General features: G+C 63.1%; 25 protein-coding genes. 14 read left to right on the top strand and 11 right to left on the bottom strand.

Translation table 11 applies throughout. From position 1 onward, the window contains the following. Window positions 1-143: 143 nt before the first annotated feature. Both HU763_RS04775 and HU763_RS04780 read left to right on the top strand, forming a co-directional pair. Entirely contained in the window at window positions 144-536 is a 393-nt protein-coding gene (locus tag HU763_RS04775; RefSeq protein ID WP_186686422.1) for a FagA protein, read from the top strand. Between the two features lie 2 nt (window positions 537-538). Further along, a complete protein-coding gene (locus tag HU763_RS04780; RefSeq protein WP_186686206.1) occupies window positions 539-1,915 on the top strand; it encodes a class II fumarate hydratase in 1,377 nt (458 codons plus the stop codon). 81 nt (window positions 1,916-1,996) lie between these two features. Here HU763_RS04780 and HU763_RS04785 read toward each other — a convergent pair whose 3' ends face one another. From HU763_RS04785 to HU763_RS04830, 10 genes are all read right to left on the bottom strand, one after another. After that, window positions 1,997-2,269, bottom strand: coding sequence for an HPr family phosphocarrier protein (locus tag HU763_RS04785; protein WP_170028403.1), 273 nt, complete (start codon window positions 2,267-2,269; stop codon window positions 1,997-1,999). Between the two features lie 19 nt (window positions 2,270-2,288). Next, entirely contained in the window at window positions 2,289-3,143 is an 855-nt protein-coding gene (gene rapZ, locus HU763_RS04790) for an RNase adapter RapZ (protein WP_170028404.1), read from the bottom strand. 2 nt (window positions 3,144-3,145) lie between these two features. Further along, a complete protein-coding gene (ptsN, locus tag HU763_RS04795; protein WP_186686204.1) occupies window positions 3,146-3,610 on the bottom strand; it encodes a PTS IIA-like nitrogen regulatory protein PtsN in 465 nt (154 codons plus the stop codon). Between the two features lie 12 nt (window positions 3,611-3,622). After that, window positions 3,623-3,931 (bottom strand): ribosome hibernation-promoting factor, HPF/YfiA family, encoded by a 309-nt coding sequence (hpf, locus tag HU763_RS04800; protein ID WP_003255135.1) that lies wholly within the window; start codon window positions 3,929-3,931, stop codon window positions 3,623-3,625. A 79-nt stretch (window positions 3,932-4,010) separates the two neighbouring features. Further along, window positions 4,011-5,504, bottom strand: a complete 1,494-nt coding sequence (locus tag HU763_RS04805) for an RNA polymerase factor sigma-54 (protein WP_170028406.1) — start codon at window positions 5,502-5,504, stop codon at window positions 4,011-4,013. 175 nt (window positions 5,505-5,679) lie between these two features. Beyond that, complete coding sequence (gene lptB, locus HU763_RS04810; protein ID WP_012270657.1) at window positions 5,680-6,405, bottom strand: LPS export ABC transporter ATP-binding protein; 726 nt, start codon at window positions 6,403-6,405, stop codon at window positions 5,680-5,682. Beyond that, a complete protein-coding gene (lptA, locus tag HU763_RS04815; RefSeq protein WP_170028407.1) occupies window positions 6,406-6,930 on the bottom strand; it encodes a lipopolysaccharide transport periplasmic protein LptA in 525 nt (174 codons plus the stop codon). Next, complete coding sequence (gene lptC / locus HU763_RS04820; protein WP_170028408.1) at window positions 6,917-7,489, bottom strand: LPS export ABC transporter periplasmic protein LptC; 573 nt, start codon at window positions 7,487-7,489, stop codon at window positions 6,917-6,919. The genes lptA and lptC overlap by 14 nt, the downstream gene beginning before the upstream one ends. 8 nt (window positions 7,490-7,497) lie before the next feature. Next, window positions 7,498-8,022 carry a KdsC family phosphatase gene (locus HU763_RS04825; protein WP_085623989.1) on the bottom strand — a complete coding sequence of 175 codons (525 nt, stop codon included), beginning with the start codon at window positions 8,020-8,022 and terminating at the stop codon, window positions 7,498-7,500. A gap of 12 nt (window positions 8,023-8,034) precedes the next feature. Continuing rightward, the gene (locus HU763_RS04830; RefSeq protein WP_170028409.1) at window positions 8,035-9,009 is read right to left on the bottom strand and encodes a KpsF/GutQ family sugar-phosphate isomerase; all 975 of its coding nucleotides are present in this window, start codon (window positions 9,007-9,009) and stop codon (window positions 8,035-8,037) included. Window positions 9,010-9,257: 248 nt separating this feature from the next. Here HU763_RS04830 and HU763_RS04835 point away from each other — a divergent pair, with 248 nt between their 5' ends. The 10 genes from HU763_RS04835 (at window position 9,258) to hisC (ending at window position 17,270) form a co-directional block, all read left to right on the top strand. Next, window positions 9,258-10,067, top strand: a complete 810-nt coding sequence (locus tag HU763_RS04835) for an ATP-binding cassette domain-containing protein (RefSeq protein WP_012270662.1) — start codon at window positions 9,258-9,260, stop codon at window positions 10,065-10,067. After that, window positions 10,067-10,864, top strand: a complete 798-nt coding sequence (mlaE, locus tag HU763_RS04840; RefSeq protein WP_186673349.1) for a lipid asymmetry maintenance ABC transporter permease subunit MlaE — start codon at window positions 10,067-10,069, stop codon at window positions 10,862-10,864. Before HU763_RS04835 ends, mlaE begins: the two co-directional genes overlap by 1 nt. Further along, window positions 10,864-11,349, top strand: coding sequence for an outer membrane lipid asymmetry maintenance protein MlaD (mlaD, locus tag HU763_RS04845; RefSeq protein ID WP_170028411.1), 486 nt, complete (start codon window positions 10,864-10,866; stop codon window positions 11,347-11,349). Before mlaE ends, mlaD begins: the two co-directional genes overlap by 1 nt. Window positions 11,350-11,358: 9 nt before the next feature. Then, complete coding sequence (locus tag HU763_RS04850; protein ID WP_170028412.1) at window positions 11,359-12,006, top strand: MlaC/ttg2D family ABC transporter substrate-binding protein; 648 nt, start codon at window positions 11,359-11,361, stop codon at window positions 12,004-12,006. Further along, window positions 12,003-12,305 (top strand): STAS domain-containing protein, encoded by a 303-nt coding sequence (locus HU763_RS04855; protein WP_186686203.1) that lies wholly within the window; start codon window positions 12,003-12,005, stop codon window positions 12,303-12,305. Before HU763_RS04850 ends, HU763_RS04855 begins: the two co-directional genes overlap by 4 nt. Before the next feature lie 117 nt (window positions 12,306-12,422). Further along, window positions 12,423-12,662 (top strand): BolA family protein, encoded by a 240-nt coding sequence (locus tag HU763_RS04860; RefSeq protein WP_003255121.1) that lies wholly within the window; start codon window positions 12,423-12,425, stop codon window positions 12,660-12,662. Window positions 12,663-12,685: 23 nt separating this feature from the next. Then, entirely contained in the window at window positions 12,686-13,951 is a 1,266-nt protein-coding gene (gene murA / locus HU763_RS04865; protein WP_170028414.1) for a UDP-N-acetylglucosamine 1-carboxyvinyltransferase, read from the top strand. Between the two features lie 179 nt (window positions 13,952-14,130). Further along, the gene (gene hisG, locus HU763_RS04870) at window positions 14,131-14,766 is read left to right on the top strand and encodes an ATP phosphoribosyltransferase (RefSeq protein ID WP_051096610.1); all 636 of its coding nucleotides are present in this window, start codon (window positions 14,131-14,133) and stop codon (window positions 14,764-14,766) included. Between the two features lie 126 nt (window positions 14,767-14,892). Then, entirely contained in the window at window positions 14,893-16,218 is a 1,326-nt protein-coding gene (hisD, locus tag HU763_RS04875; RefSeq protein ID WP_170028415.1) for a histidinol dehydrogenase, read from the top strand. 2 nt (window positions 16,219-16,220) lie between these two features. After that, window positions 16,221-17,270 carry a histidinol-phosphate transaminase gene (hisC, locus tag HU763_RS04880; RefSeq protein ID WP_186686202.1) on the top strand — a complete coding sequence of 350 codons (1,050 nt, stop codon included), beginning with the start codon at window positions 16,221-16,223 and terminating at the stop codon, window positions 17,268-17,270. Between the two features lie 49 nt (window positions 17,271-17,319). Here hisC and HU763_RS04885 read toward each other — a convergent pair whose 3' ends face one another. After that, window positions 17,320-18,516 carry an alkaline phosphatase family protein gene (locus tag HU763_RS04885; protein WP_186686201.1) on the bottom strand — a complete coding sequence of 399 codons (1,197 nt, stop codon included), beginning with the start codon at window positions 18,514-18,516 and terminating at the stop codon, window positions 17,320-17,322. A gap of 139 nt (window positions 18,517-18,655) precedes the next feature. Here HU763_RS04885 and HU763_RS04890 point away from each other — a divergent pair, with 139 nt between their 5' ends. Continuing rightward, on the top strand, window positions 18,656-19,306 hold the full coding sequence (locus HU763_RS04890) for a FadR/GntR family transcriptional regulator (protein ID WP_170028418.1): 651 nt from the start codon (window positions 18,656-18,658) through the stop codon (window positions 19,304-19,306). A gap of 12 nt (window positions 19,307-19,318) precedes the next feature. Next, entirely contained in the window at window positions 19,319-20,599 is a 1,281-nt protein-coding gene (locus HU763_RS04895) for a CynX/NimT family MFS transporter (RefSeq protein ID WP_186686200.1), read from the top strand. Window positions 20,600-20,611: the final 12 nt, after the last annotated feature.

Genomic DNA, 20,611 nt, shown 5'->3' on the forward strand with positions numbered 1-20,611 from the left:
GGGTGAACCTGTGCACAGGCCCAGTCCAGACGGAAGACAATCCAATCCCGGCGCTCACGCCGGGATTTTTGTTTCCGCCCCTGCCCCTTGAAGTGATATAGATTCTCAATTAATAATGAATGTCATTATCTGGCAACCCGGCGATGATGTTCATGAAACCCGCTCTCCGCGAACTGCCCTACCTGGACAACTGGCGCTGGCTCAGTCGACGCATACGCTGCGCGCTCGACCCCGACGAGCCGCGGCTGATCGAGCATTACCTGGCCGAAGGCCGCTACCTGGTGTGCTGCACCGAAACCTCGCCATGGACCGTGGCCCTGACCTCGTTCCGCCTGCTGCTGGATACCGCCTGCGATCGCATGTTGCCCTGGCACTGGCGCTGCCAGTGCCTGGACCAAGCCTGGCGCCCGCTGCTGGACCTGCGCAACCTCGATCGCCAGGCGCACAACCAGCGCTGGCAACCCTATGCCCTGCAGTTGGCCAATTGCCGCCTGCTGCCGTCGTATTCCCCCGATGAACTGATGCAAGGATTGTGAACATGAGTGATACCCGTATCGAGCGCGACAGCATGGGCGAACTGCAGGTGCCGGCCCAGGCCCTGTACGGTGCCCAGACCCAGCGCGCGGTCGACAATTTCCCGATCAGCGGCCAGCGCATGCCGGCCCAGTTCATTCGGGCGCTGTTGTTGGCCAAGGCCGCGGCGGCCAAGACCAACGTCGAGCTGCAACAGCTGTCTGCAGCGCAGGGCCAGGCGATCGTCACGGCAGTCGAACAACTGTTGGCGGGGGAGTTCATCCAGCATTTCCCGGTGGATGTGTTCCAGACCGGCTCTGGTACCAGCTCGAACATGAACGCCAACGAGGTGATTGCCACCTTGGCCAGCCGTGTCCTGGGTGATGCTGTCAGCGCCAACGACCACGTCAACTGCGGCCAGAGCAGCAACGACATCATCCCTACCACCATTCATGTCAGCGCGGCGTTGGCCCTGCATGAGCAACTGCTGCCGGCCCTGGCGCATCTGGTGGAGGTCATCCAGGCCAAGTCGCAGCAAGTGCATCAGTACGTCAAGACCGGCCGTACCCACCTGATGGATGCCATGCCGGTGCGCATGAGCCAGGTGCTGGATGGCTGGGCCGCGCAACTCAACGGCGCCAAGGCGCATATCGAAGCTACCCTGCCGAGCCTGCAGGCGCTGGCCCAGGGCGGCACTGCGGTGGGTACCGGCATCAACGCCCACCCGCAATTCGCTGTCGGCTTCGCCCGCCAACTCAGCAGCCTGACCCGGGTCGAGTTCACCCCCGGGCAGAATCTGTTCGCCTTGATCGGCTCGCAGGACACCGCCGTGGCCCTGTCCGGTCAGCTCAAGACCACCGCGGTGGCGCTGATGAAAATCGCCAACGACCTGCGCTGGATGAACTCCGGGCCATTGGCCGGCCTGGGTGAGATCGAGCTGCAAGGCCTGCAACCGGGCTCTTCGATCATGCCGGGCAAGGTCAACCCGGTCATTCCGGAAGCCACCGCCATGGTCGCCGCCCAGGTGATCGGCAATGACGCCACCATCGCCATTGCTGGCCAGTCCGGTAACTTCGAGCTGAACGTGATGCTGCCGGTGATCGCCCGCAACCTGCTGGAAGGCATCGAGCTGATGGCCAACGCCAGCCGCCTGCTGGCTGACAAGGCCATCGCCAGCTTCAAGGTCAACGAAAGCAAACTCAAGGAAGCCTTGGCGCGCAACCCGATCTTGGTCACGGCGCTGAACCCGATCATCGGTTACCTGAAGGCTGCTGAAATTGCCAAGACCGCCTACAAGCAGGGCCGACCGATCATCGACGTGGCCCTGGAGCACACCGACCTGTCGCGTGAGCGACTGGAAGCGCTGCTGGATCCGGAGAAACTCACCGCTGGCGGCCTCTGATCCTGCGTCATCGCCCTGGTGGCCGGCGTCGAGCGGCTCCCTGGGCGGGTATACCGTACTTCGAGGTTATCCGACGTGGGCTTATTCGCCTTCGTCGAAATAGTTGTTGATCAGTTCGACCAGCGCCTCCATGGCTTCGTTGTCCTGGTCCCCTTCGGTATGCAGGTGCACCTGGGTGCCTTTGCCAGCCGCCAGCATCATCACCGCCATGATGCTTTTGCCATCCACCAGCTTGTCTGGCGCGCGGCCCACCCTGACCTGGCAGGGGAAGCGGCCGGCCACGCCAACGAACTTGGCTGCCGCCCGGGCGTGCAGCCCCAGCTTGTTGATGATGGTGATTTCACGGGCGGGCATCGTGGGGCGGATCCTTGGGCTAGAGGTCGCGGTGACGGACCTGGACGTTTTTCAGGGATTGCTGCAGCAACTGGCCGAGGCGCTCGGTGATGTATACCGAACGGTGATGACCACCGGTGCAGCCGATGGCGATGGTGACGTAGGCACGGTTGCTGGCGGCGAAGCGGGGCAGCCACTTCAGCAGGTAGCTGGAGATGTCGTTGAACATTTCTTCGACGTCCGGCTGTGCGGCCAGGTAGTCGATCACCGGTTGCTCGAGGCCGGAGTGTTCACGCAACTCGGGCTTCCAGTAGGGGTTGGGCAGGCAGCGTACGTCGAACACCAGGTCGGCATCGACCGGCATGCCGCGCTTGAAACCGAACGACTCGACCAGGAACGCAGTACCAGGCTCGGGCTGGTTGAGCAGGCGCAGCTTGATGGAGTCGCGCAGCTGGTACAGGTTCAGGCTAGTGGTGTCGATCTTCAGGTCGGCCAAGTCGGAAATCGGCCCCAGCAGCTCGCTCTCAACGCGGATTGCCTCGGCCAGCGAACGGTCGGCATTGGTCAGCGGGTGGCGCCGGCGGGTTTCCGAAAAGCGCTTGAGCAGCGTGTCTTCGTCGGCATCCAGGAACAGTACGTCGCACTGGATATGCCGGGCACGGGCTTCTTCGAGCAATTGAGGGAAACGGCTCAGGTGGCTGGGCAGGTTGCGTGCGTCGATCGACACGGCAACCTTGGGTTGCAGCAGCTCGGTGTTGATCAGCGCGTTTTCCGCCAGTTGCGGCAGCAGCCCGGCGGGCAGGTTGTCAATGCAGTAGAAACCGTTGTCTTCCAGGACATCGAGGGCGGTGCTCTTGCCGGAGCCGGACCGGCCGCTGACGATGATCAGGCGCATGTTCAGTGCTCGTTCTGTACGTCCAGGACAACCTGGAACAGGGCCTCGCTGCTGGTGGCCGCACGCAGGCGGTCACGCACTTCCTTGCGGTCAAGCATGCTGGCGATCTGCCGCAGTAGTTCCAGGTGAGCATCGGTCGCGGCTTCTGGCACCAGCAGGACGAACAGCAGGTCCACCGGAGCGCCATCGATCGCATCGTAGTCGATGGGGGCTTCCAGGTGCAGCAGGGCGCTGACCGGAGCGGAGCATCCTGGGAGCCGACAGTGCGGGATGGCAATGCCATTACCGAAACCGGTCGAGCCGAGTTTCTCCCGGGCGACCAGTTTTTCGAAGACGTCCTGCATCTCCAGTTCTGGTACTTGTTCGGCGATGACGGTGGCGACCTTTTCCAGGGCGCGCTTCTTGCTGCCGCCCGGCACGTTCACCAGGGAACGGCCGGGGGTCAGGATGGTTTCAAGTCGGATCATGGATGAGGGGGATCAGCGGGCAGCTGCACCTTGCAGCAGGCTTTGCTGTTTTTCCTTGTGTTTTTTCAGTTGGCGGTCGAGCTTGTCGGCCAAGGCATCGATCGCTGCATACATGTCTTCGTGTTCGGCGTTGGCAACCACTTCGCCGCCGGGAATCTGCAGGGTCGCCTCGACCTTCTGTTGCAGCTTCTCGACCTTCATGATGACCTGCACGTTGGTGATCTTGTCGAAGTGACTTTCCACCCGAGCGAGTTTTTCAAGCACGTAATCGCGCAGTGGCTGGGTGACTTCTACATGCTGTCCACTGATATTGACTTGCATACAGCTTCTCCTTTGTTGCCCGTGCATAAAGAGGCAGGTCTTGCACCTGCCCCACAAACGCTGTGGCGCATCTCAGGGGCTACATCAGTCGCTTGCGTTCGCTCGACGGTGCGATGCCGAGAGACTCGCGATACTTGGCGACGGTGCGACGGGCTACCTGGATGCCTTGTGCCTCCAGTAAACCAGCGATCTTGCTGTCACTCAATGGCTTTTTCTGATTTTCCGCCGCAACCAGTTTCTTGATGATCGCGCGGATCGCCGTGGACGAGCATTCTCCGCCTTCGGAGGTGCTGACGTGGCTGGAGAAAAAGTATTTCAGTTCGTAGATGCCACGTGGCGTGTGCATGTATTTCTGCGTGGTAACCCGCGAAATGGTCGATTCGTGCATGCCGACCGCCTCGGCGATGTCATGCAGCACCAGGGGTTTCATCGCTTCGTCGCCGTGGTCGAGGAAGCCGCGCTGATGCTCGACGATCTGCGTGGCCACCTTCATCAGCGTCTCGTTGCGGCTTTGCAGGCTCTTGATGAACCAGCGCGCTTCCTGCAGCTGGTTGCGCATGAAGGTGTTGTCGGCACTGGTATCGGCCCGGCGCACGAAGCCGGCGTACTGCGGGTTGACGCGCAGGCGCGGGATGGCTTCCTGGTTCAGCTCCACCAGCCAGCGGTCATTGTCCTTGCGCACGATGACGTCGGGCACCACGTATTCAGGTTCGCTGGACTCGATCTGCGAACCGGGGCGCGGGTTCAGGCTCTGCACCAGCTCGATGACCTGGCGCAGCTCGTCTTCCTTGATTTTCATGCGCCGCATCAGCTGGCTGTAGTCGCGGCTGCCGAGCAGGTCGATGAAATCGGTGACCAGGCGCTTGGCTTCGGTCATCCACGGGGTATTGGCTGGCAGTTGGCGCAGTTGCAGCAGCAGGCATTCGCCCAGGTTGCGGGCACCGACGCCGGCCGGTTCGAACTGCTGGATGCGGTGCAGCACCGCTTCGACCTCGTCCAGCTCGATATCCAGCTCGGGGTCGAAACCGGCACAGATCTCCTCGAGGGTGTCTTCCAGGTAACCCTGGCCGTTGATGCTGTCGATCAAGGTGACCGCAATCAGCCGGTCGGTATCTGACATCGGTGCCAGGTTCAACTGCCACAGCAGGTGGCTTTGCAGGCTTTCGCCGGCCGATGTCCGCGTGGTGAAGTCCCATTCGTCATCGTCGTTGCTGGGCAGGCTGCTGGCGCTGGTCTGGTAGATGTCTTCCCAGGCGGTGTCCACCGGCAGCTCGTTGGGAATGCGCTCGCTCCACTCACCGTCCTCAAGGTTGTCGGCACTGGTGGTGCTTTCCTGGAAGCTGTTGTCCTGGACTTCGGCGGCCGGTTTGTTCTCGGCGTTGTCCGCCATCGGGTCGCTATTGTCGAAGTCGTCGCCGTCTTCCTGACGTTCGAGCATCGGGTTCGACTCCAGCGCTTCCTGGATTTCCTGTTGGAGGTCCAGGGTGGAAAGCTGGAGCAGGCGGATGGCCTGTTGCAACTGCGGCGTCATCGTCAGTTGCTGGCCCATTTTTAGGACGAGCGATGGTTTCATGGCTGGGGCTTAATACCTTGTTCGCCGGCGCGCATGCGCCATCCACTACACGGGGGCGCCGGGGCGCCAGATCAAGCAAGTTTTATGCCTTAAATTGTAGCGTTTGCCTAGAGTACCGTAACAACTTTACCCCGATTGCAGGGCGAATTGCCGGCACTCCAGGCGCGTACTGGGTTCAGAGCCGGAACTCGTGGCCCAGGTAAACCTCTTTGACCAAGTCGTTGGCCAGGATGGTCTCGGCATCGCCTTCGGCGATAAGGCGGCCATCATTGACGATATAGGCGGTTTCGCAGATATCCAGGGTCTCGCGGACGTTGTGGTCGGTGATGAGTACACCGATGCCCTTGGCCTTGAGGTGGTGGATGATCTGCTTGATGTCGCCGACGGAAATCGGGTCGACACCGGCAAACGGTTCGTCCAGCAGGATGAACTTGGGGGCGGTCGCCAGCGCACGGGCGATCTCGACGCGACGGCGCTCGCCACCGGACAGGCTCATGCCAAGGTTGTCGCGAATGTGGCTGATGTGGAATTCCTGCAGCAGGCTTTCCAGTTCCTTGCGGCGGCCTTCGCGGTCGAGGTCCTTGCGGGTCTCGAGAATGGCCATGATGTTGTCGGCCACCGACAGCTTGCGGAAGATCGAGGCTTCCTGCGGCAGGTAGCCGATACCGGCGCGGGCGCGACCGTGCATGGGCTGGTGGCTGACATCGAGGTTGTCGATCAGCACGCGGCCCTGCTCGGCCTGGACCAGGCCGACGATCATGTAGAAGCAGGTGGTCTTGCCGGCGCCGTTGGGGCCGAGCAGGCCGACGATCTGGCCGCTGTCGATCGACAGGCTGACGTCACGTACGACTTGCCGCCCCTTGTAGCTCTTGGCCAGGTGCTGGGCTTTGAGGGTTGCCATTTACTCGGCCTTCTTCTTGGGCTGGATCACCATGTCGATACGCTGACGCGGCGAAGTCACGTTGCCACCACGACCGGCGGTCGCCACCTGGGTCTTGGTGTTGTAGACGATCTTCTCGCCTTCGGTGGTGTTGCCTTCGTTCTCGACCTTGGCGCGATCGGTGAGCACCACCATGTCCTTCTGCGCCTGGTACTGGATGGTAACTGCCCAGCCTTTCATCTTGTCCGGCTTGGCTGCGCTCTGCTGCTGCTCGAAGTAGGCCAGGTTGCCCACCGAGGTCACCACGTCGATGTCGCCGGAGGCGGAACGGGTGATGGTCACGGTGTTGCCTTTGATCATCATCGAACCCTGGGTGATGATCACGTCGCCGGTGTAGGTGGCCACGCCCTGCTTGTCGTCCAGGTGGGCGTTGTCGGCCTGGATGCGGATAGGCTGGTCACGGTCATTCGGCAGGGCGAGGGCGCTCGCGCTTCCCAGTGCTGCGCTCAGGCTGAGCAAAAGGGGGAGGGTTTTAACGAGCCTCATACTGTCCTCTTACGTTAGAGAGCAAGTCCATCTTGCCTTCTTTCAAATACGCTTTCATTCCTTTACCCGTAGTCGTGCCACCGGCGCCGTCGATTCTAACGGCTTGCTCGGTCTGCGCATATTGCTTCTGCGGGAACACGGTCATGCGTGAGCTGGTAATGATGGTTTCGCGCTGTTTTTCGTCGGTGCGGGCAACCCGCACGTTGTCGATCAGTTCAACTTCGCTGCCGTCCGGGTTGACCTCGGCGCGGGTGCTCTGCACGTGCCAGGGGAACGCGGTGCCGCGGTACAGGTGCAGGTCCGGCGTGGTCAGCAGGGTGATTTCGCTGGCCTTGAGGTGCTCGACCTTGTCGGCGGTCATTTCGTACTGCAGCTTGCCGTCGGGCAGGAACTGCACGCTGTGGGCGTTGACTGCGTAGTAGTCGATGGCGCTCTTGTCGACCTGCGCTACCGGTTTGTCGAGGAAGCTTTCCGGGCTGACATTCCAGTAGCCGATCGCCACCAGCAGGGCGGCGATCACCGCGAGCAGCGCAATGTTGCGGGCTTTCTTGCTGAACATGGGCAGCCTTACAGGTAGTTGGCGTTGGCAGCGTCCAGGGTGCCCTGGGCCTGCATGATCAGTTCGCAGAATTCACGGGCCGCGCCTTCGCCGCCACGTGCCTGGGTCACGCCATGAGCGTGCTGGCGAACGAATGGGGCGGCGTTGGCCACCGCCATGCCCAGGGCGACCCGGCGAATCACCGGCAGGTCCGGCAGGTCGTCGCCGAGGTAGGCCACTTGAGCATAGCTCAGGCCCAGTTCGGCGAGCAGGCCGTCAAGCACCACCAGCTTGTCCTCGCGGCCTTGATAGAGGTGCGGGATGCCGAGGTTCTTCGCCCGGCGCTCGACCACCGGGGTCTTGCGCCCGCTGATGATCGCGGTGGTCACGCCCGAGGCCATGAGCATCTTGATGCCCTGGCCGTCGAGGGTATTGAAGGTCTTGAATTCGCTGCCGTCCTCGAGGAAGTACAGGCGTCCGTCGGTGAGCACGCCGTCCACGTCGAACACTGCCAGCTTGATGTGCTTGCCGCGTTGCATGAGGTCCTGGTTCATTCCATCGTTCCTTTACATTACGCCGGCGCGCAGCAGGTCGTGCATGTTCAGGGCGCCGGTCGGGCGGTCCTCGCGGTCTACCACCACCAGGGCGCCGATCTTGTGGTCTTCCATGATTTTCAGCGCCTCGGCCGCGAGCATGTCGGCGCGGGCCGTCTTGCCGTGCACGGTCATGACCTGGTCGATCAGGGTGGTGTGGACGTCGATGTTGCGGTCCAGGCTGCGGCGCAGGTCGCCGTCGGTGAAGATCCCGGCCAGCTTGCCGTCGGCTTCGACGATCACGGTCATGCCCAGGCCCTTGCGGGACATTTCCAGCAGGGCGTCCTTGAGCAGGGTGCCGCGCGGCACCTGGGGCAGGTCGTCACCGGCGTGCATCACGTTCTCGACCTTCAGCAGCAGGCGGCGGCCCAGTGCCCCACCCGGGTGCGAGAAGGCAAAGTCCTCGGCGGTGAAGCCACGCGCCTCGAGCAGGGCGATGGCCAGGGCGTCGCCAAGTACCAGCGAAGCGGTGGTGGAAGAGGTGGGGGCCAGGTTGAGCGGGCAGGCCTCTTGCTCGACGCGCGCGTCGAGGTTGACCTCGGCAGCCTGGGCCAGGGGCGAATCCGGATTGCCGGTCAGGCTGATCAGCTTGATGCCCAGGCGCTTGATCAGCGGCAGCAGGGTGACGATTTCGGCGGTGCTGCCGGAGTTCGACAGGGCCAGGATGACATCATCGCGGGTAATCATGCCCATGTCGCCATGGCTGGCTTCGGCGGGGTGCACGAAAAATGCCGGCGTACCGGTGCTGGCAAGGGTGGCGGCGATCTTGTTGCCGATGTGCCCGGACTTGCCCATGCCGACCACGACGACCCGGCCCTTGCTGGCCAGGATCAGTTCGCAGGCCTTGACGAAATTGTCGTCGATGCGCGCCAGCAGGGCCTCTACGGCCTCGACTTCCAGGCGCAGGGTGCGTTGGGCGGATTGGATCAGCTCGCTGGATTGGCTCATGTCGAAAAAGCAATGCCTGATGAAAAGGCGGCGATTATAGCTGCAATGAAAGAAACCCTCACGCTTTCGATTGCCCTGGCGAATCTCTCGCCAGCCTGTCACAGGGCTGAACGACTCGTTAGCCGACCTTGGGGCGGCGCTGTCAGCGGTGCTATAGTTCGCCGCTATTCGGCCTGCCAGGGGCGCGTGTGCCTTCCAGAAGGAGGCCGGCGTCCATTAGGACGAGGCTGCATCAGCAAGGAGTCTAGATGAGTGTGGATAGCGCCTACGCGGTCGAGTTGAAGGGGGTTACCTTCAAACGCGGTTCGCGCAGCATTTTCAGCAACGTCGACATTCGCATCCCGCGCGGCAAGGTCACCGGCATAATGGGGCCATCGGGTTGCGGCAAGACCACGTTGCTCCGTCTGATGGGCGCGCAGTTGCGCCCTTCCAGCGGTGAGGTCTGGGTTGCCGGGCAGAACCTGCCGACGCTGTCGCGCAGCGACCTGTTCGACGCCCGCAAGCAAATGGGGGTGCTGTTCCAGAGCGGCGCGCTGTTCACCGACCTCGATGTGTTCGAGAACGTCGCGTTCCCGCTGCGCGTGCACACCCAGCTGTCGGACGAAATGATCCGTGACATCGTGCTGATGAAACTGCAGGCCGTGGGCCTGCGTGGTGCCATCGACCTGATGCCGGACGAACTGTCCGGCGGCATGAAGCGCCGCGTGGCGCTGGCCCGGGCGATTGCCCTGGACCCGCAGATCCTCATGTACGACGAACCGTTCGTCGGCCAGGACCCGATCGCCATGGGGGTGCTGGTGCGCCTGATCCGCCTGCTCAACGATGCGCTGGGTATCACCAGCATCGTGGTCTCCCATGACCTGGCGGAAACCGCCAGCATCGCCGACTACATCTATGTGGTGGGTGACGGCCAGGTACTTGGCCAAGGGACCCCTGACGAGCTGATGGGGTCGGACAACCCGCGCATTCGCCAGTTCATGAAAGGCGACCCGGACGGTCCGGTACCTTTCCATTTTCCCGCGCCTGACTACCGCGCCGACCTGCTGGGGGCGCGTTGATGCGCAGAAAATCCTTACTCGAACGTGTGCGCCTGCTCGGGCGTTCGGCAATCGACGTGCTGGCGGTGCTGGGGCGTTCCTGCCTGTTCCTGTTCCATGCCCTGGTCGGCCGTGGCGGTATCGGTGGCGGATTCCAGCTGCTGACCAAGCAGCTGTACTCGGTGGGTGTGCTGTCGCTGGCGATCATCGTCGTGTCCGGGGTGTTCATCGGCATGGTGCTGGCGCTGCAGGGCTACAGCATCCTGACCAAGTACGGCTCGGAGCAGGCCGTGGGGCAGATGGTGGCCCTGACCTTGCTGCGTGAACTGGGCCCGGTGGTGACCGCCTTGCTGTTCGCCGGCCGCGCCGGCTCCGCGCTGACCGCTGAAATCGGCAACATGAAGTCCACCGAGCAGCTGTCGAGCCTGGAAATGATCGGCGTCGACCCGCTCAAGTACATTGTCGCACCGCGCCTGTGGGCCGGTTTCATCTCGCTGCCGTTGCTGGCGCTGATCTTCAGCGTGGTGGGCATCTGGGGTGGCTCGTGGGTCGCCGTGGACTGGCTGGGCGTCTACGAGGGCTCGTTCTGGGCCAACATGCAGAACAGTGTTTCGTTCACCGACGACGTGCTCAACGGGCTGGTCAAGAGCCTGGTATTCGCCTTCGTCACGACCTGGATCGCCGTATTCCAGGGGTACGACTGTGAGCCCACCTCAGAAGGGATCAGCCGTGCCACCACCAAGACCGTGGTTTATGCCTCGTTGGCAGTGCTGGGTCTGGACTTTATTCTGACCGCCTTGATGTTTGGAGATTTCTGATGCAAAACCGCACCCTGGAAATCGGTGTCGGCCTGTTCCTCCTGGCCGGGATCCTGGCGCTGCTGCTGCTGGCCCTGCGTGTCAGCGGCCTGTCGGCCAGCCCGAGCAGCGATACCTATAAAGTTTATGCGTACTTCGACAATATCGCCGGTTTGACGGTCAGAGCTAAAGTGACCATGGCCGGTGTGACCATCGGCAAGGTTACCGCCATCGACCTGGACCGTGATTCCTATACCGGTCGGGTGACGCTGCAGCTGGACAAGTCGGTGGATAACCTGCCGGTCGACTCCACTGCCTCGATCCTGACCGCTGGGTTGCTGGGCGAGAAGTACATCGGCATCAGCGTGGGCGGTGAAGAGCAGGTGCTCAAGGATGGCGCGACCATCCATGACACCCAGTCGGCCCTGGTGCTGGAAGATCTGATTGGCAAGTTCCTGCTCAACTCCGTTGGCAAGGAACCGAAAGAAGCGCAACCGGCTAATTAAGGAGTTTCCATGATTTCGATCCTGCGACGTGGCCTGCTGGTCCTGCTGGCGGCCTTCCCCCTGATGGCAATGGCCGCGCAGTCGCCGCACGACGTGGTGCAGAGCACCACCACCGAGTTGCTGGGTGAGCTCAAGGCCAACAAGGAGCAGTACAAGACCAACCCGCAAGCTTTCTACGACACCCTTGACCGGATCCTTGCGCCCGTGGTCGATGCCGACGGCATTTCCAGAAGCATCATGACCGTCAAGTACTCGCGCAAGGCCACGCCCGAGCAGATGCAGCGCTTCCAGGAAAACTTCAAGCGCAGCCTGTTCCAGTTCTACGGTAACGCGCTGCTGGAGTACAACAACCAGGGTATCGTCGTAGACCCGGCCAAGGCCGATGACGGCAAGCGCGCCAGCGTCGGCATGAAGGTCACCGGCAACAACGGTGCCGTCTACCCGGTGCAGTACACCCTGGAAAACCTGGCTGGCGAGTGGAAGGTGCGTAACGTGATCGTCAACGGCATCAACATCGGCAAGCTGTTCCGCGACCAGTTCGCCGACGCCATGCAGCGCAACGGTGGCGACCTGGACAAGACCATCGACGGCTGGGCCGGTGAAGTGGCCAAGGCCAAGCAGGCTGCCGACAACTCCCCGGAGAAGACCGTCAAATGAGTGAGGCTGCCGTAAGCATGGCCGAGCCGGGCGTGCTGCGCCTGGCCGGCGTGCTGGACTACCGCAGCGGGCCGCTCCTGCGCAAGCAGGGCAAGGCGCTGATCGGCGCCTGCGGCGAGGCGCAGGTAGTGCTCGATTGCGCGGCGGTGCAGCGCTCCACCAGTGTCGGCCTGTCACTGCTGCTGGCCTTCATGCGTGATGCCCAGGCCGCTGGCAAGGGTTGTCAGGTGCGCAAAATGCCCGACGACATGCGCGAAATTGCCGAGGTCTATGACCTCGACGAAGTGCTGGCAACCTGATGGCGTGACAGGAATGATGGCCCCTCGGTCAGTGAAGCCCTCGTTGGGCTTCGCAGGCGAGGGGCTTTTTTGTATGATGGCCGACCCGTGCGCATCGGGCGCCGATTGAGGTTGAGCATGCAGGCCGTAGAAGTTAAAAGCTTCCTTGAAGAGAAATTGCCGGGTTCCCGGGTCGAAGTTGAAGGCGAAGGCTGCAACTTCCAGTTGAACGTGATCAGCGACGAGTTGGCTGGCCTGAGCCCGGTCAAACGCCAGCAGGCGATCTATGCTCACCTGAATCCGTGGATCGCCAATGGCAGCATCCATGCGGTAACCATGAAATTTTTCAGCAGCGCAGCCTGGGCTGAGCGCACCTGAGCCAACGTGGCGGCGAGATTCCAATGGACAAACTGATTATTACTGGCGGCGCTCGCCTTGATGGCGAGATCCGCATTTCGGGCGCGAAGAACGCAGCCCTGCCGATCCTGGCGGCGACCCTGTTGGCCGACGGCCCGGTCACCGTAGGCAACCTGCCGCACCTGCACGACATCACCACCATGATCGAGCTGTTCGGGCGCATGGGCATCGAGCCTGTGATCGACGAAAAGCTGGCGGTGGAGATCGACCCGCGCACCATCAAGACCCTGGTCGCGCCGTACGAGCTGGTGAAGACCATGCGCGCCTCGATCCTGGTCCTTGGCCCGATGGTCGCCCGCTTCGGCGAGGCCGAAGTGGCCCTGCCTGGCGGTTGCGCCATTGGCTCGCGCCCGGTCGACCTGCACATCCGTGGCCTCGAAGCCATGGGCGCCAAGATCGAAGTCGAGGGCGGCTACATCAAGGCCAAGGCGCCTGAAGGTGGCCTGCGCGGTGCGCACTTCTTCTTCGACACCGTCAGCGTGACCGGTACCGAGAACATCATGATGGCCGCAGCCCTGGCCAAGGGCCGCAGTGTGCTGCAGAACGCCGCGCGCGAGCCGGAAGTGGTCGACCTGGCCAACTTCATCAACGCCATGGGCGGCAAGATCCAGGGCGCGGGTACCGACACCATCGTCATCGATGGCGTCGAGCGCCTGGCCTCGGCCAACTACCGCGTGATGCCAGACCGTATCGAGACCGGTACCTACCTGGTTGCCGCTGCCGTGACCGGTGGCCGCGTCAAGGTCAAGGACACCGACCCGACCATCCTTGAAGCGGTCCTGGAAAAACTCAAGGAAGCCGGCGCCGACATCAACACCGGCGAAGACTGGATCGAGCTGGACATGCATGGCAAGCGGCCGAAAGCCGTCAACCTGCGTACCGCCCCGTACCCGGCGTTCCCGACCGACATGCAGGCGCAGTTCATCTCGCTCAACGCCATTGCCGAAGGCACTGGCGCGGTGATCGAGACGATCTTTGAAAACCGCTTCATGCACGTCTATGAAATGCACCGCATGGGCGCGCAGATCCAGGTCGAAGGCAACACCGCAATCGTCACTGGCGTGAATACGCTCAAGGGCGCCCCGGTCATGGCCACCGACCTGCGTGCGTCGGCCAGCCTGGTGCTGTCGGCACTGGTTGCCGAAGGCGATACCCTGATCGATCGCATCTACCACATCGACCGTGGTTACGAGTGCATCGAAGAGAAACTGCAGATGCTGGGCGCGAAAATCCGTCGCGTACCGGGCTAGTTATCTGCCTGGCACATCCTGTGGGAGCGGGCATGCCCGCGAAGAAGCCTCCGCGGTGCATGGCACCGGCTATGCCGGTGTTCGCGGGCTAGCCCGCTCCCACAGGCTGGGCCTGATGAATTGAATGCGGTCGGGCCCGTGGCCCGGCCGGCAGTAGCCGCTTGAGGACCGACGTTCCAATGTTGACCATCGCGCTTTCCAAAGGCCGTATTCTCGACGATACCCTGCCGCTGCTGGCGGAAGCCGGTATCGTGCCGACCGAGAACCCGGACAAGAGCCGCAAACTGATCATCCCCACCACGCAGGACGACGTGCGCCTGCTGATCGTGCGTGCCACCGACGTGCCGACCTATGTCGAGCATGGTGCCGCCGACCTGGGTGTGGCCGGCAAGGACGTGCTGATGGAGTATGGCGGCCAGGGCCTGTACGAGCCCCTGGACCTGCAGATTGCCCGTTGCAAGCTGATGACTGCCGGCGTGGTCGGTGCAGCCGAGCCCAAGGGCCGTCTGCGCGTGGCGACCAAGTTCGTCAACGTAGCCAAACGCTATTACGCCGAACAGGGCCGTCAGGTCGACATCATCAAGCTGTACGGCTCGATGGAGCTGGCACCGCTGATCAACCTCGCCGACAAGATCATCGACGTGGTCGACACCGGCAATACCCTGCGTGCCAACGGCCTGGAGCCTCAGGAACTGATCGCCACGATCAGCTCGCGCCTGGTGGTCAACAAGGCCTCCATGAAAATGCAGCACGCCCGTATCCAGAGCCTGATCGACACGCTGCGCCAAGCAGTCGAGTCGCGACACCGCGGTTGACTCCTGCGCGCGACCTTCGCTGTCGCGCCCGTCTATCCGCGTCATAGCCTTTTTTCTTGGGTGCCCGCGCGGATCGACTGGTAGCCTAGGGCGCCTGAGCATTCGCCAATAATCGAGGCCCTCGCCATGACCGTGTCCACTGCAATTGCCCGTCTCAACGCTGCTGATCCGGATTTCGCCCGACATCTGGATCATCTGCTGAGCTGGGAAAGTGTGTCCGATGACGCGGTCAACCAGCGCGTGCTCGACATCATCAAGGCTGTGCGCGAGCGCGGCGATGCGGCGCTGGTGGAGTTCACCCAGCGTTTCGATGGTGTCGATGCCAAGTCGATCGACGACCTGATCCTCAAGCGCGACCGCCTGGAACTGGCTCTGACCCGCATTACCCCGGCCCAGCGCGAAGCCCTGGAAAAAGCCGCCAACCGTGTGCGCCTGTACCACGAGCGGCAGAAGCAGGACTCCTGGCAATACACCGAAGCCGACGGCACCGTGCTCGGCCAGAAGGTCACCCCGCTGGACCGCGCCGGCCTGTACGTGCCGGGCGGCAAGGCGTCGTACCCGTCGTCGGTGCTGATGAATGCCATCCCGGCCAAGGTTGCCGGCGTGGCCGAAGTGGTCATGGTGGTGCCCACCCCGCGTGGCGAGGTCAATGAGCTGGTGCTGGCGGCGGCCTGCATCGCCGGGGTCGACCGGGTGTTCACCGTCGGTGGCGCCCAGGCCGTTGCGGCGCTGGCCTACGGTACCGAGAGCGTGCCGCAGGTAGACAAGATCGTCGGCCCGGGCAACATCTACGTCGCCACGGCCAAGCGCCACGTGTTCGGCCAGGTAGGCATCGACATGATCGCCGGCCCATCGGAAATCCTCGTGGTGTGTGACGGCCAGACCGATCCGGACTGGATCGCCATGGACCTGTTTTCCCAGGCCGAGCACGACGAAGACGCCCAGGCGATCCTGGTCAGCCCGGACGCGGCTTTCCTTGACCGCGTTGCCGCCAGCATCGACAAGTTGCTGCCGACCATGGAGCGTGCCGCGATCATCGAGAAATCGATCAATGGCCGTGGCGCGTTGATCCAGGTGCGTGACATGCAGCAGGCCATTGAAGTGGCCAACCGTATCGCGCCGGAGCACCTCGAACTGTCAGTGGCCGACCCGCAGGCCTGGCTGCCGCAGATCCGCCACGCGGGCGCGATCTTCATGGGCCGCCACACCAGCGAAGCGCTGGGTGACTACTGCGCCGGCCCCAATCACGTGCTGCCCACTTCCGGCACCGCGCGTTTTTCCTCGCCGCTGGGGGTGTATGACTTCCAGAAGCGTTCGTCGATCATCTTCTGCTCCGAACAGGGCGCGTCCGAACTGGGCCACACCGCTTCGGTCCTGGCCCGTGGCGAGTCGCTGACCGCCCACGCCCGCAGCGCTGAATACCGTATCCTGACCCAACAGAAGGGGAACTGAGCATGAGTCGATTCTGGAGCCCCTTCGTCAAGGACCTGGTGCCTTACGTGCCGGGCGAGCAACCCAAGCTGGCCCGCCTGGTCAAGCTGAACACCAACGAGAACCCCTATGGCCCATCGCCGAAGGCGCTGGAGGCCATGCGTGGCGAGCTGAACGACAACCTGCGCCTGTACCCGGACCCGAACAGCGACCGCCTGAAGCAGGCGGTGGCCGAGTATTACGGCGTCACCCCGGCGCAAGTGTTCGTCGGCAACGGCTCCGACGAGGTGCTGGCACACATCTTCCACGGCCTGTTCCAGCACGCTCGCGGCCCGTTGCTGTTCCCCGACGTCAGCTACAGCTTCTACCCGGTGTACTGCGGCTTGTATGGCATTGCGTTCGAGCAGGTGGCGCTGGATGAGCAGTTCCAGATCCGCATTGCTGACTACAACAAACCCAACGCCGGGATCATTTTCCCCAACCCTAACGCGCCGACCGGCTGCCTGCTGCCGTTGCAGGCGATCGAGCAGTTGCTGCAAGCCAACCGCGACTCGGTGGTGGTGGTGGACGAAGCCTACATCGACTTCGGCGGTGAAACGGCCATCAGCCTGGTGGATCGCTATGACAACCTGCTGGTGACCCAGACCCTGTCGAAGTCCCGCTCGCTCGCCGGTTTGCGTGTGGGCCTGGCAGTCGGTCACCCGGACCTCATCGAGGCGCTGGAGCGGATCAAGAACAGCTTCAACTCCTACCCGCTTGACCGCATGGCGATCGTGGGCGCTGCGGCTGCCTTCGAGGACAAGGCCTACTTCGAGGCAACCTGCCGCAAGGTGATCGACAGCCGTGAAGCATTGGTGGAACAGTTGGTCGGCAAGGGCTTCGAGGTATTGCCATCGGCGGCCAACTTCATCTTCGCCCGCCACCCCCAGCAGGATGCCGCACAGCTGTCGGCGCGCCTGCGTGAGCAGGGCGTGATCGTGCGTCACTTCAAGCAGGAGCGCATTGCCCAGTTCCTGCGTATCACCATTGGCACGCCGGAGATGAACCAGGCGCTGCTCGATGCCTTGAACTGAGCCGAGGTCTGCAGGAGTGGGGACATCCGCTCCTGCAGGGCCGCCCCGCTCAGTACCTGATTTTCTCGATACTCAATCGCGCGCTGGCTGGCCGGGTGCGCACCGCGACCGGCGTGCCATCAAGTTCGAGCACGTAGTCGTCGGCCTGGCGCATGCCTTCGGGATCGGTCCACTGCTGCAGGTAAGCCTGCGCATTGGCGACGACCTGGCCATTCTTGTGAATGATCACGGTCCCTGGCGAGTCGCTGTTCCACAACAATTTGCCTTCGGCTTCGATGGCCCGTGCCTTGCGTACGCCGGTAGCGCCCAGCAGCGGCGTACCGTCGAGCCGCCATTCCGGCAGCAGGTCGAGCCCCATGTGCCTGAGCACGGTTGGGGCTACCGAGGTCTGCGCTGCGTAGCCATACAAGTTGTTGGGCCCCGGGTTGTCTTCTGGAATGCTGGGTTGGTTCAGCTCTTCATTCAACGGCTTGTTGCTGGCAATGAACACGGTCTTCTCCTGCTCGGTCACACCGCCATGGCCAGTGCCCCAGTAATCCCGACCGTGGTCAGTGCAGACAATCACCAGCCAATCCTCCTGCGGATACTGGGTCATGCGCTGTTCCACCTTGTCCAGCAGGCGCCCCAGGCGCGCGTCAGCTTCGCGCAGGGCTGCCTGGTAGGCCGGCCCGAAGCCACTGGCGTGGCCGGCCTGGTCGGGTTCGTCGAGCTGAATGAAGGTGAAGTCGGCCGGGGTATTGCCCAGTATCTCCAGGGTTCGCGCGGTGACCTGCTCATCATTCAGGCCGCTTTCGCGCAGGTTATTGCCCTGCGCGTCCACCAGCAGGTAGGCAGTGTTGATCGGCGACCAGTTGACGATGCTGGCGATGTAGGCGTTTGGCCGTGCATCGCGTAGCCGCTTGAACAGGCTGGGGAACTCGGGAGCGATGCGCAAGGTTTCGGAGTTGGAGACCACCTTGTGCTTGTTGGCCCACACACCTGACAACAGGGTGATCCACCCCGGGCCGCTGACCGTGGCCTGCTCGCTGGCCCGCCCGGTTATGCCGCCGGCATAGGCCTTGCCATAGAACAGGCGCTTGTGCAGGTTGGTATCGGCGCCCAGCTGTTCGTAATGCTGAAGTTGGACGCCGTCCATGCCGATGATCAGCGTCTTCGGTTGCGTTTGCAGCGGTTTGACGTCGCAGCCATTGACCAGCAGCGCAGCCAGCAGCAGGGCGGTCCAGCGTAGGGCTCTGATGATCGACATAAGTCATGCCTTGATGAGGTCGGGCTCAAGCGTTGCAACAACCCCACGCGCTGACAACTGGTAGAAATGCCAGTTGAATTGCCGTGCGCAAGGCTTTCCATTAAGCTGCACGAATTCATCGGATGATTGGTTGAGTGAAATGAGCAGCGAATTGACCAGGCGCTCACTGGTCGAACTTGCCGTCGAGCGCATGCGCGAACGCATCCTCCAGGGCGACTGGCAAATCGGCCAACGTCTGCCCACCGAACCGGTGCTGGCCGTGGAGCTGGGCATCAGCCGTAATACCGTGCGCGAGGCCATGCGTGTGCTGGCATTCAGCGGCCTGGTGGAAATTCGCCAGGGCGATGGCAGTTACCTGCGCACCGCCCAGGATCCGCTGCAGGCCGTGCAGGCGATGTCACGCTGCTCACCTGAACATGCCCGTGAAACCCGGCACATTCTGGAAGCAGAGGCTATCGGCCTGGCCGCGCTGCGGCGTACCGATGCCGACCTGCAGGCGTTGCGTGATGCTCTGGCGGTCAGTGCCGGGCATTTTCATGGCGATGTTGCCGCCTACGTGGCCTGCGACCTGGTGTTTCACCAACGGCTGGTCGATGCCGCCCACAACCCGGCACTCAGCGAGTTGTACCGCTACTTTTCCGGGGTGGTGGCTGCCGCGCTGCAGCACAACATGACCACCGTTCCGCGCTGCCAGGCCACGTTCGACCTGCACGGGCAGATTCTCGAGGCCATCGAGCAACGCGACGCGGAGCGGGCCAAACGCCTGAGCCGTACCCTCATCGAATCCTGACCCGAGAACGCCATGGCTGAATCCATCACCCGTAACACCCCGCCACCTGAGCGGGAACTCGATGAGCTGCTGATCGATGCCGAGGCTGACGACGAGCAGGTCCAGCAGCAGCCTGTGCTGCTGCGGCGGCCGTGGCTGCTGTTGCTCGGCCTGGTGCTGGTGGCGCTGAACCTGCGCCCGGCGTTGTCGAGCATGGCGCCAGTGCTTGGCCAGGTGTCCGCGGGCCTGGGGCTGAACGCCTCGCTGGCTGGCTTGCTGACCACCTTGCCAGTGTTGTGCCTGGGTTTGTTCGCCCCGTTGGCGCCAGTGCTGGCGCGTCGCTTCGGCAGTGAGCGGGTGATCCTCGGCATCCTCGCCAGCCTGGCGCTGGGCATCGTGGTGCGCAGTAGCTTCGGTGCTATCGGAGTGTTCCTCGGCAGCCTGGTGGCCGGGGCCAGCATCGGCATCATCGGCGTGCTGTTGCCGGGTATCGTCAAGCGCGACTTCCCGCAGCACGCCGGCACGCTGACCGGCGTGTACACCATGGCGCTATGCCTGGGCGCGGCCATGGCAGCGGGGGCCACCGTCCCGCTGGCGCAGCACTTCGACGGCAGCTGGGCGCTGGGGCTGGGCTTCTGGGCGCTACCGGCGCTGCTGGCCATGCTGGTCTGGCTGCCCCAAGCCCGCCAGGGGCATGGCTTGCACAAGGTGGCCTATCGCGTGCGTGGCCTGTGGCGTGATCCCTTGGCCTGGCAGGTGACCTTGTACATGGGCCTGCAATCGTCGCTGGCCTACATCGTGTTCGGTTGGTTGCCGTCAATCCTGATTGGTCGCGGCCTGAGCCCGACCGAGGCGGGGTTGGTGCTGTCGGGGTCGGTGATCGTGCAGTTGCTCAGTTCGCTCAGTGCGCCGTGGCTGGCCACGCGCGGCAAGGACCAGCGGCTGGCGATCGTGCTGGTCATGCTGACCACCCTGGCCGGCTTGTTCGGTTGCCTGTATGCGCCGCTTGGCGGGCTGTGGGGCTGGGCGGTACTGCTGGGCCTGGGGCAGGGCGGTACCTTCGCCCTGGCGCTGACCTTGATCGTGCTGCGTTCGAAAGACGCCCATGTCGCGGCCAACCTGTCGAGCATGGCCCAGGGCGTGGGCTACACCTTGGCGTCGATGGGGCCGTTTGCGGTGGGCCTGGTGCATGACCTGAGCGGTGGCTGGGCCGCCGTAGGCTGGATTTTTGCCGTGCTGGGGGTTGGCGCCATCGTGTTCGGGCTGGGGGCTGGGCGAGCTTTGCATGTGCAGGTGACCAGCGAGAAGGTTTGAAGGGGAACCTGG

This window comes from Pseudomonas anuradhapurensis, from assembly GCF_014269225.2.
GTDB lineage: Bacteria > Pseudomonadota > Gammaproteobacteria > Pseudomonadales > Pseudomonadaceae > Aquipseudomonas > Aquipseudomonas anuradhapurensis.

Bases quoted from the DNA above. Each gene is read 5' to 3' on its own strand.
- HU763_RS04855 (WP_186686203.1), top strand. From the start codon at position 12,003: ATGAGTGAGGCTGCCGTAAGCATGGCCGAGCCGGGCGTGCTGCGCCTG.
- HU763_RS04805 (WP_170028406.1), bottom strand. From the start codon at position 5,504: ATGAAACCATCGCTCGTCCTAAAAATGGGCCAGCAACTGACGATGACG.
- hisG (WP_051096610.1), top strand. From the start codon at position 14,131: ATGTTGACCATCGCGCTTTCCAAAGGCCGTATTCTCGACGATACCCTG.
- HU763_RS04785 (WP_170028403.1), bottom strand. From the start codon at position 2,269: ATGCCCGCCCGTGAAATCACCATCATCAACAAGCTGGGGCTGCACGCC.
- lptB (WP_012270657.1), bottom strand. From the start codon at position 6,405: ATGGCAACCCTCAAAGCCCAGCACCTGGCCAAGAGCTACAAGGGGCGG.
- HU763_RS04825 (WP_085623989.1), bottom strand. From the start codon at position 8,022: ATGAACCAGGACCTCATGCAACGCGGCAAGCACATCAAGCTGGCAGTG.
- HU763_RS04850 (WP_170028412.1), top strand. From the start codon at position 11,359: ATGATTTCGATCCTGCGACGTGGCCTGCTGGTCCTGCTGGCGGCCTTC.
- ptsN (WP_186686204.1), bottom strand. From the start codon at position 3,610: ATGATCCGACTTGAAACCATCCTGACCCCCGGCCGTTCCCTGGTGAAC.
- lptC (WP_170028408.1), bottom strand. From the start codon at position 7,489: ATGTTCAGCAAGAAAGCCCGCAACATTGCGCTGCTCGCGGTGATCGCC.
- HU763_RS04830 (WP_170028409.1), bottom strand. From the start codon at position 9,009: ATGAGCCAATCCAGCGAGCTGATCCAATCCGCCCAACGCACCCTGCGC.
- rapZ (WP_170028404.1), bottom strand. From the start codon at position 3,143: ATGCGCCTGATCATCGTCAGCGGCCGGTCCGGCTCCGGCAAGAGCACC.
- HU763_RS04775 (WP_186686422.1), top strand. From the start codon at position 144: ATGATGTTCATGAAACCCGCTCTCCGCGAACTGCCCTACCTGGACAAC.
- mlaD (WP_170028411.1), top strand. From the start codon at position 10,864: ATGCAAAACCGCACCCTGGAAATCGGTGTCGGCCTGTTCCTCCTGGCC.
- lptA (WP_170028407.1), bottom strand. From the start codon at position 6,930: ATGAGGCTCGTTAAAACCCTCCCCCTTTTGCTCAGCCTGAGCGCAGCA.
- hisC (WP_186686202.1), top strand. From the start codon at position 16,221: ATGAGTCGATTCTGGAGCCCCTTCGTCAAGGACCTGGTGCCTTACGTG.
- HU763_RS04885 (WP_186686201.1), bottom strand. From the start codon at position 18,516: ATGTCGATCATCAGAGCCCTACGCTGGACCGCCCTGCTGCTGGCTGCG.
- mlaE (WP_186673349.1), top strand. From the start codon at position 10,067: ATGCGCAGAAAATCCTTACTCGAACGTGTGCGCCTGCTCGGGCGTTCG.
- HU763_RS04780 (WP_186686206.1), top strand. From the start codon at position 539: ATGAGTGATACCCGTATCGAGCGCGACAGCATGGGCGAACTGCAGGTG.
- hisD (WP_170028415.1), top strand. From the start codon at position 14,893: ATGACCGTGTCCACTGCAATTGCCCGTCTCAACGCTGCTGATCCGGAT.
- murA (WP_170028414.1), top strand. From the start codon at position 12,686: ATGGACAAACTGATTATTACTGGCGGCGCTCGCCTTGATGGCGAGATC.
- HU763_RS04860 (WP_003255121.1), top strand. From the start codon at position 12,423: ATGCAGGCCGTAGAAGTTAAAAGCTTCCTTGAAGAGAAATTGCCGGGT.
- HU763_RS04835 (WP_012270662.1), top strand. From the start codon at position 9,258: ATGAGTGTGGATAGCGCCTACGCGGTCGAGTTGAAGGGGGTTACCTTC.
- HU763_RS04890 (WP_170028418.1), top strand. From the start codon at position 18,656: ATGAGCAGCGAATTGACCAGGCGCTCACTGGTCGAACTTGCCGTCGAG.
- HU763_RS04895 (WP_186686200.1), top strand. From the start codon at position 19,319: ATGGCTGAATCCATCACCCGTAACACCCCGCCACCTGAGCGGGAACTC.
- hpf (WP_003255135.1), bottom strand. From the start codon at position 3,931: ATGCAAGTCAATATCAGTGGACAGCATGTAGAAGTCACCCAGCCACTG.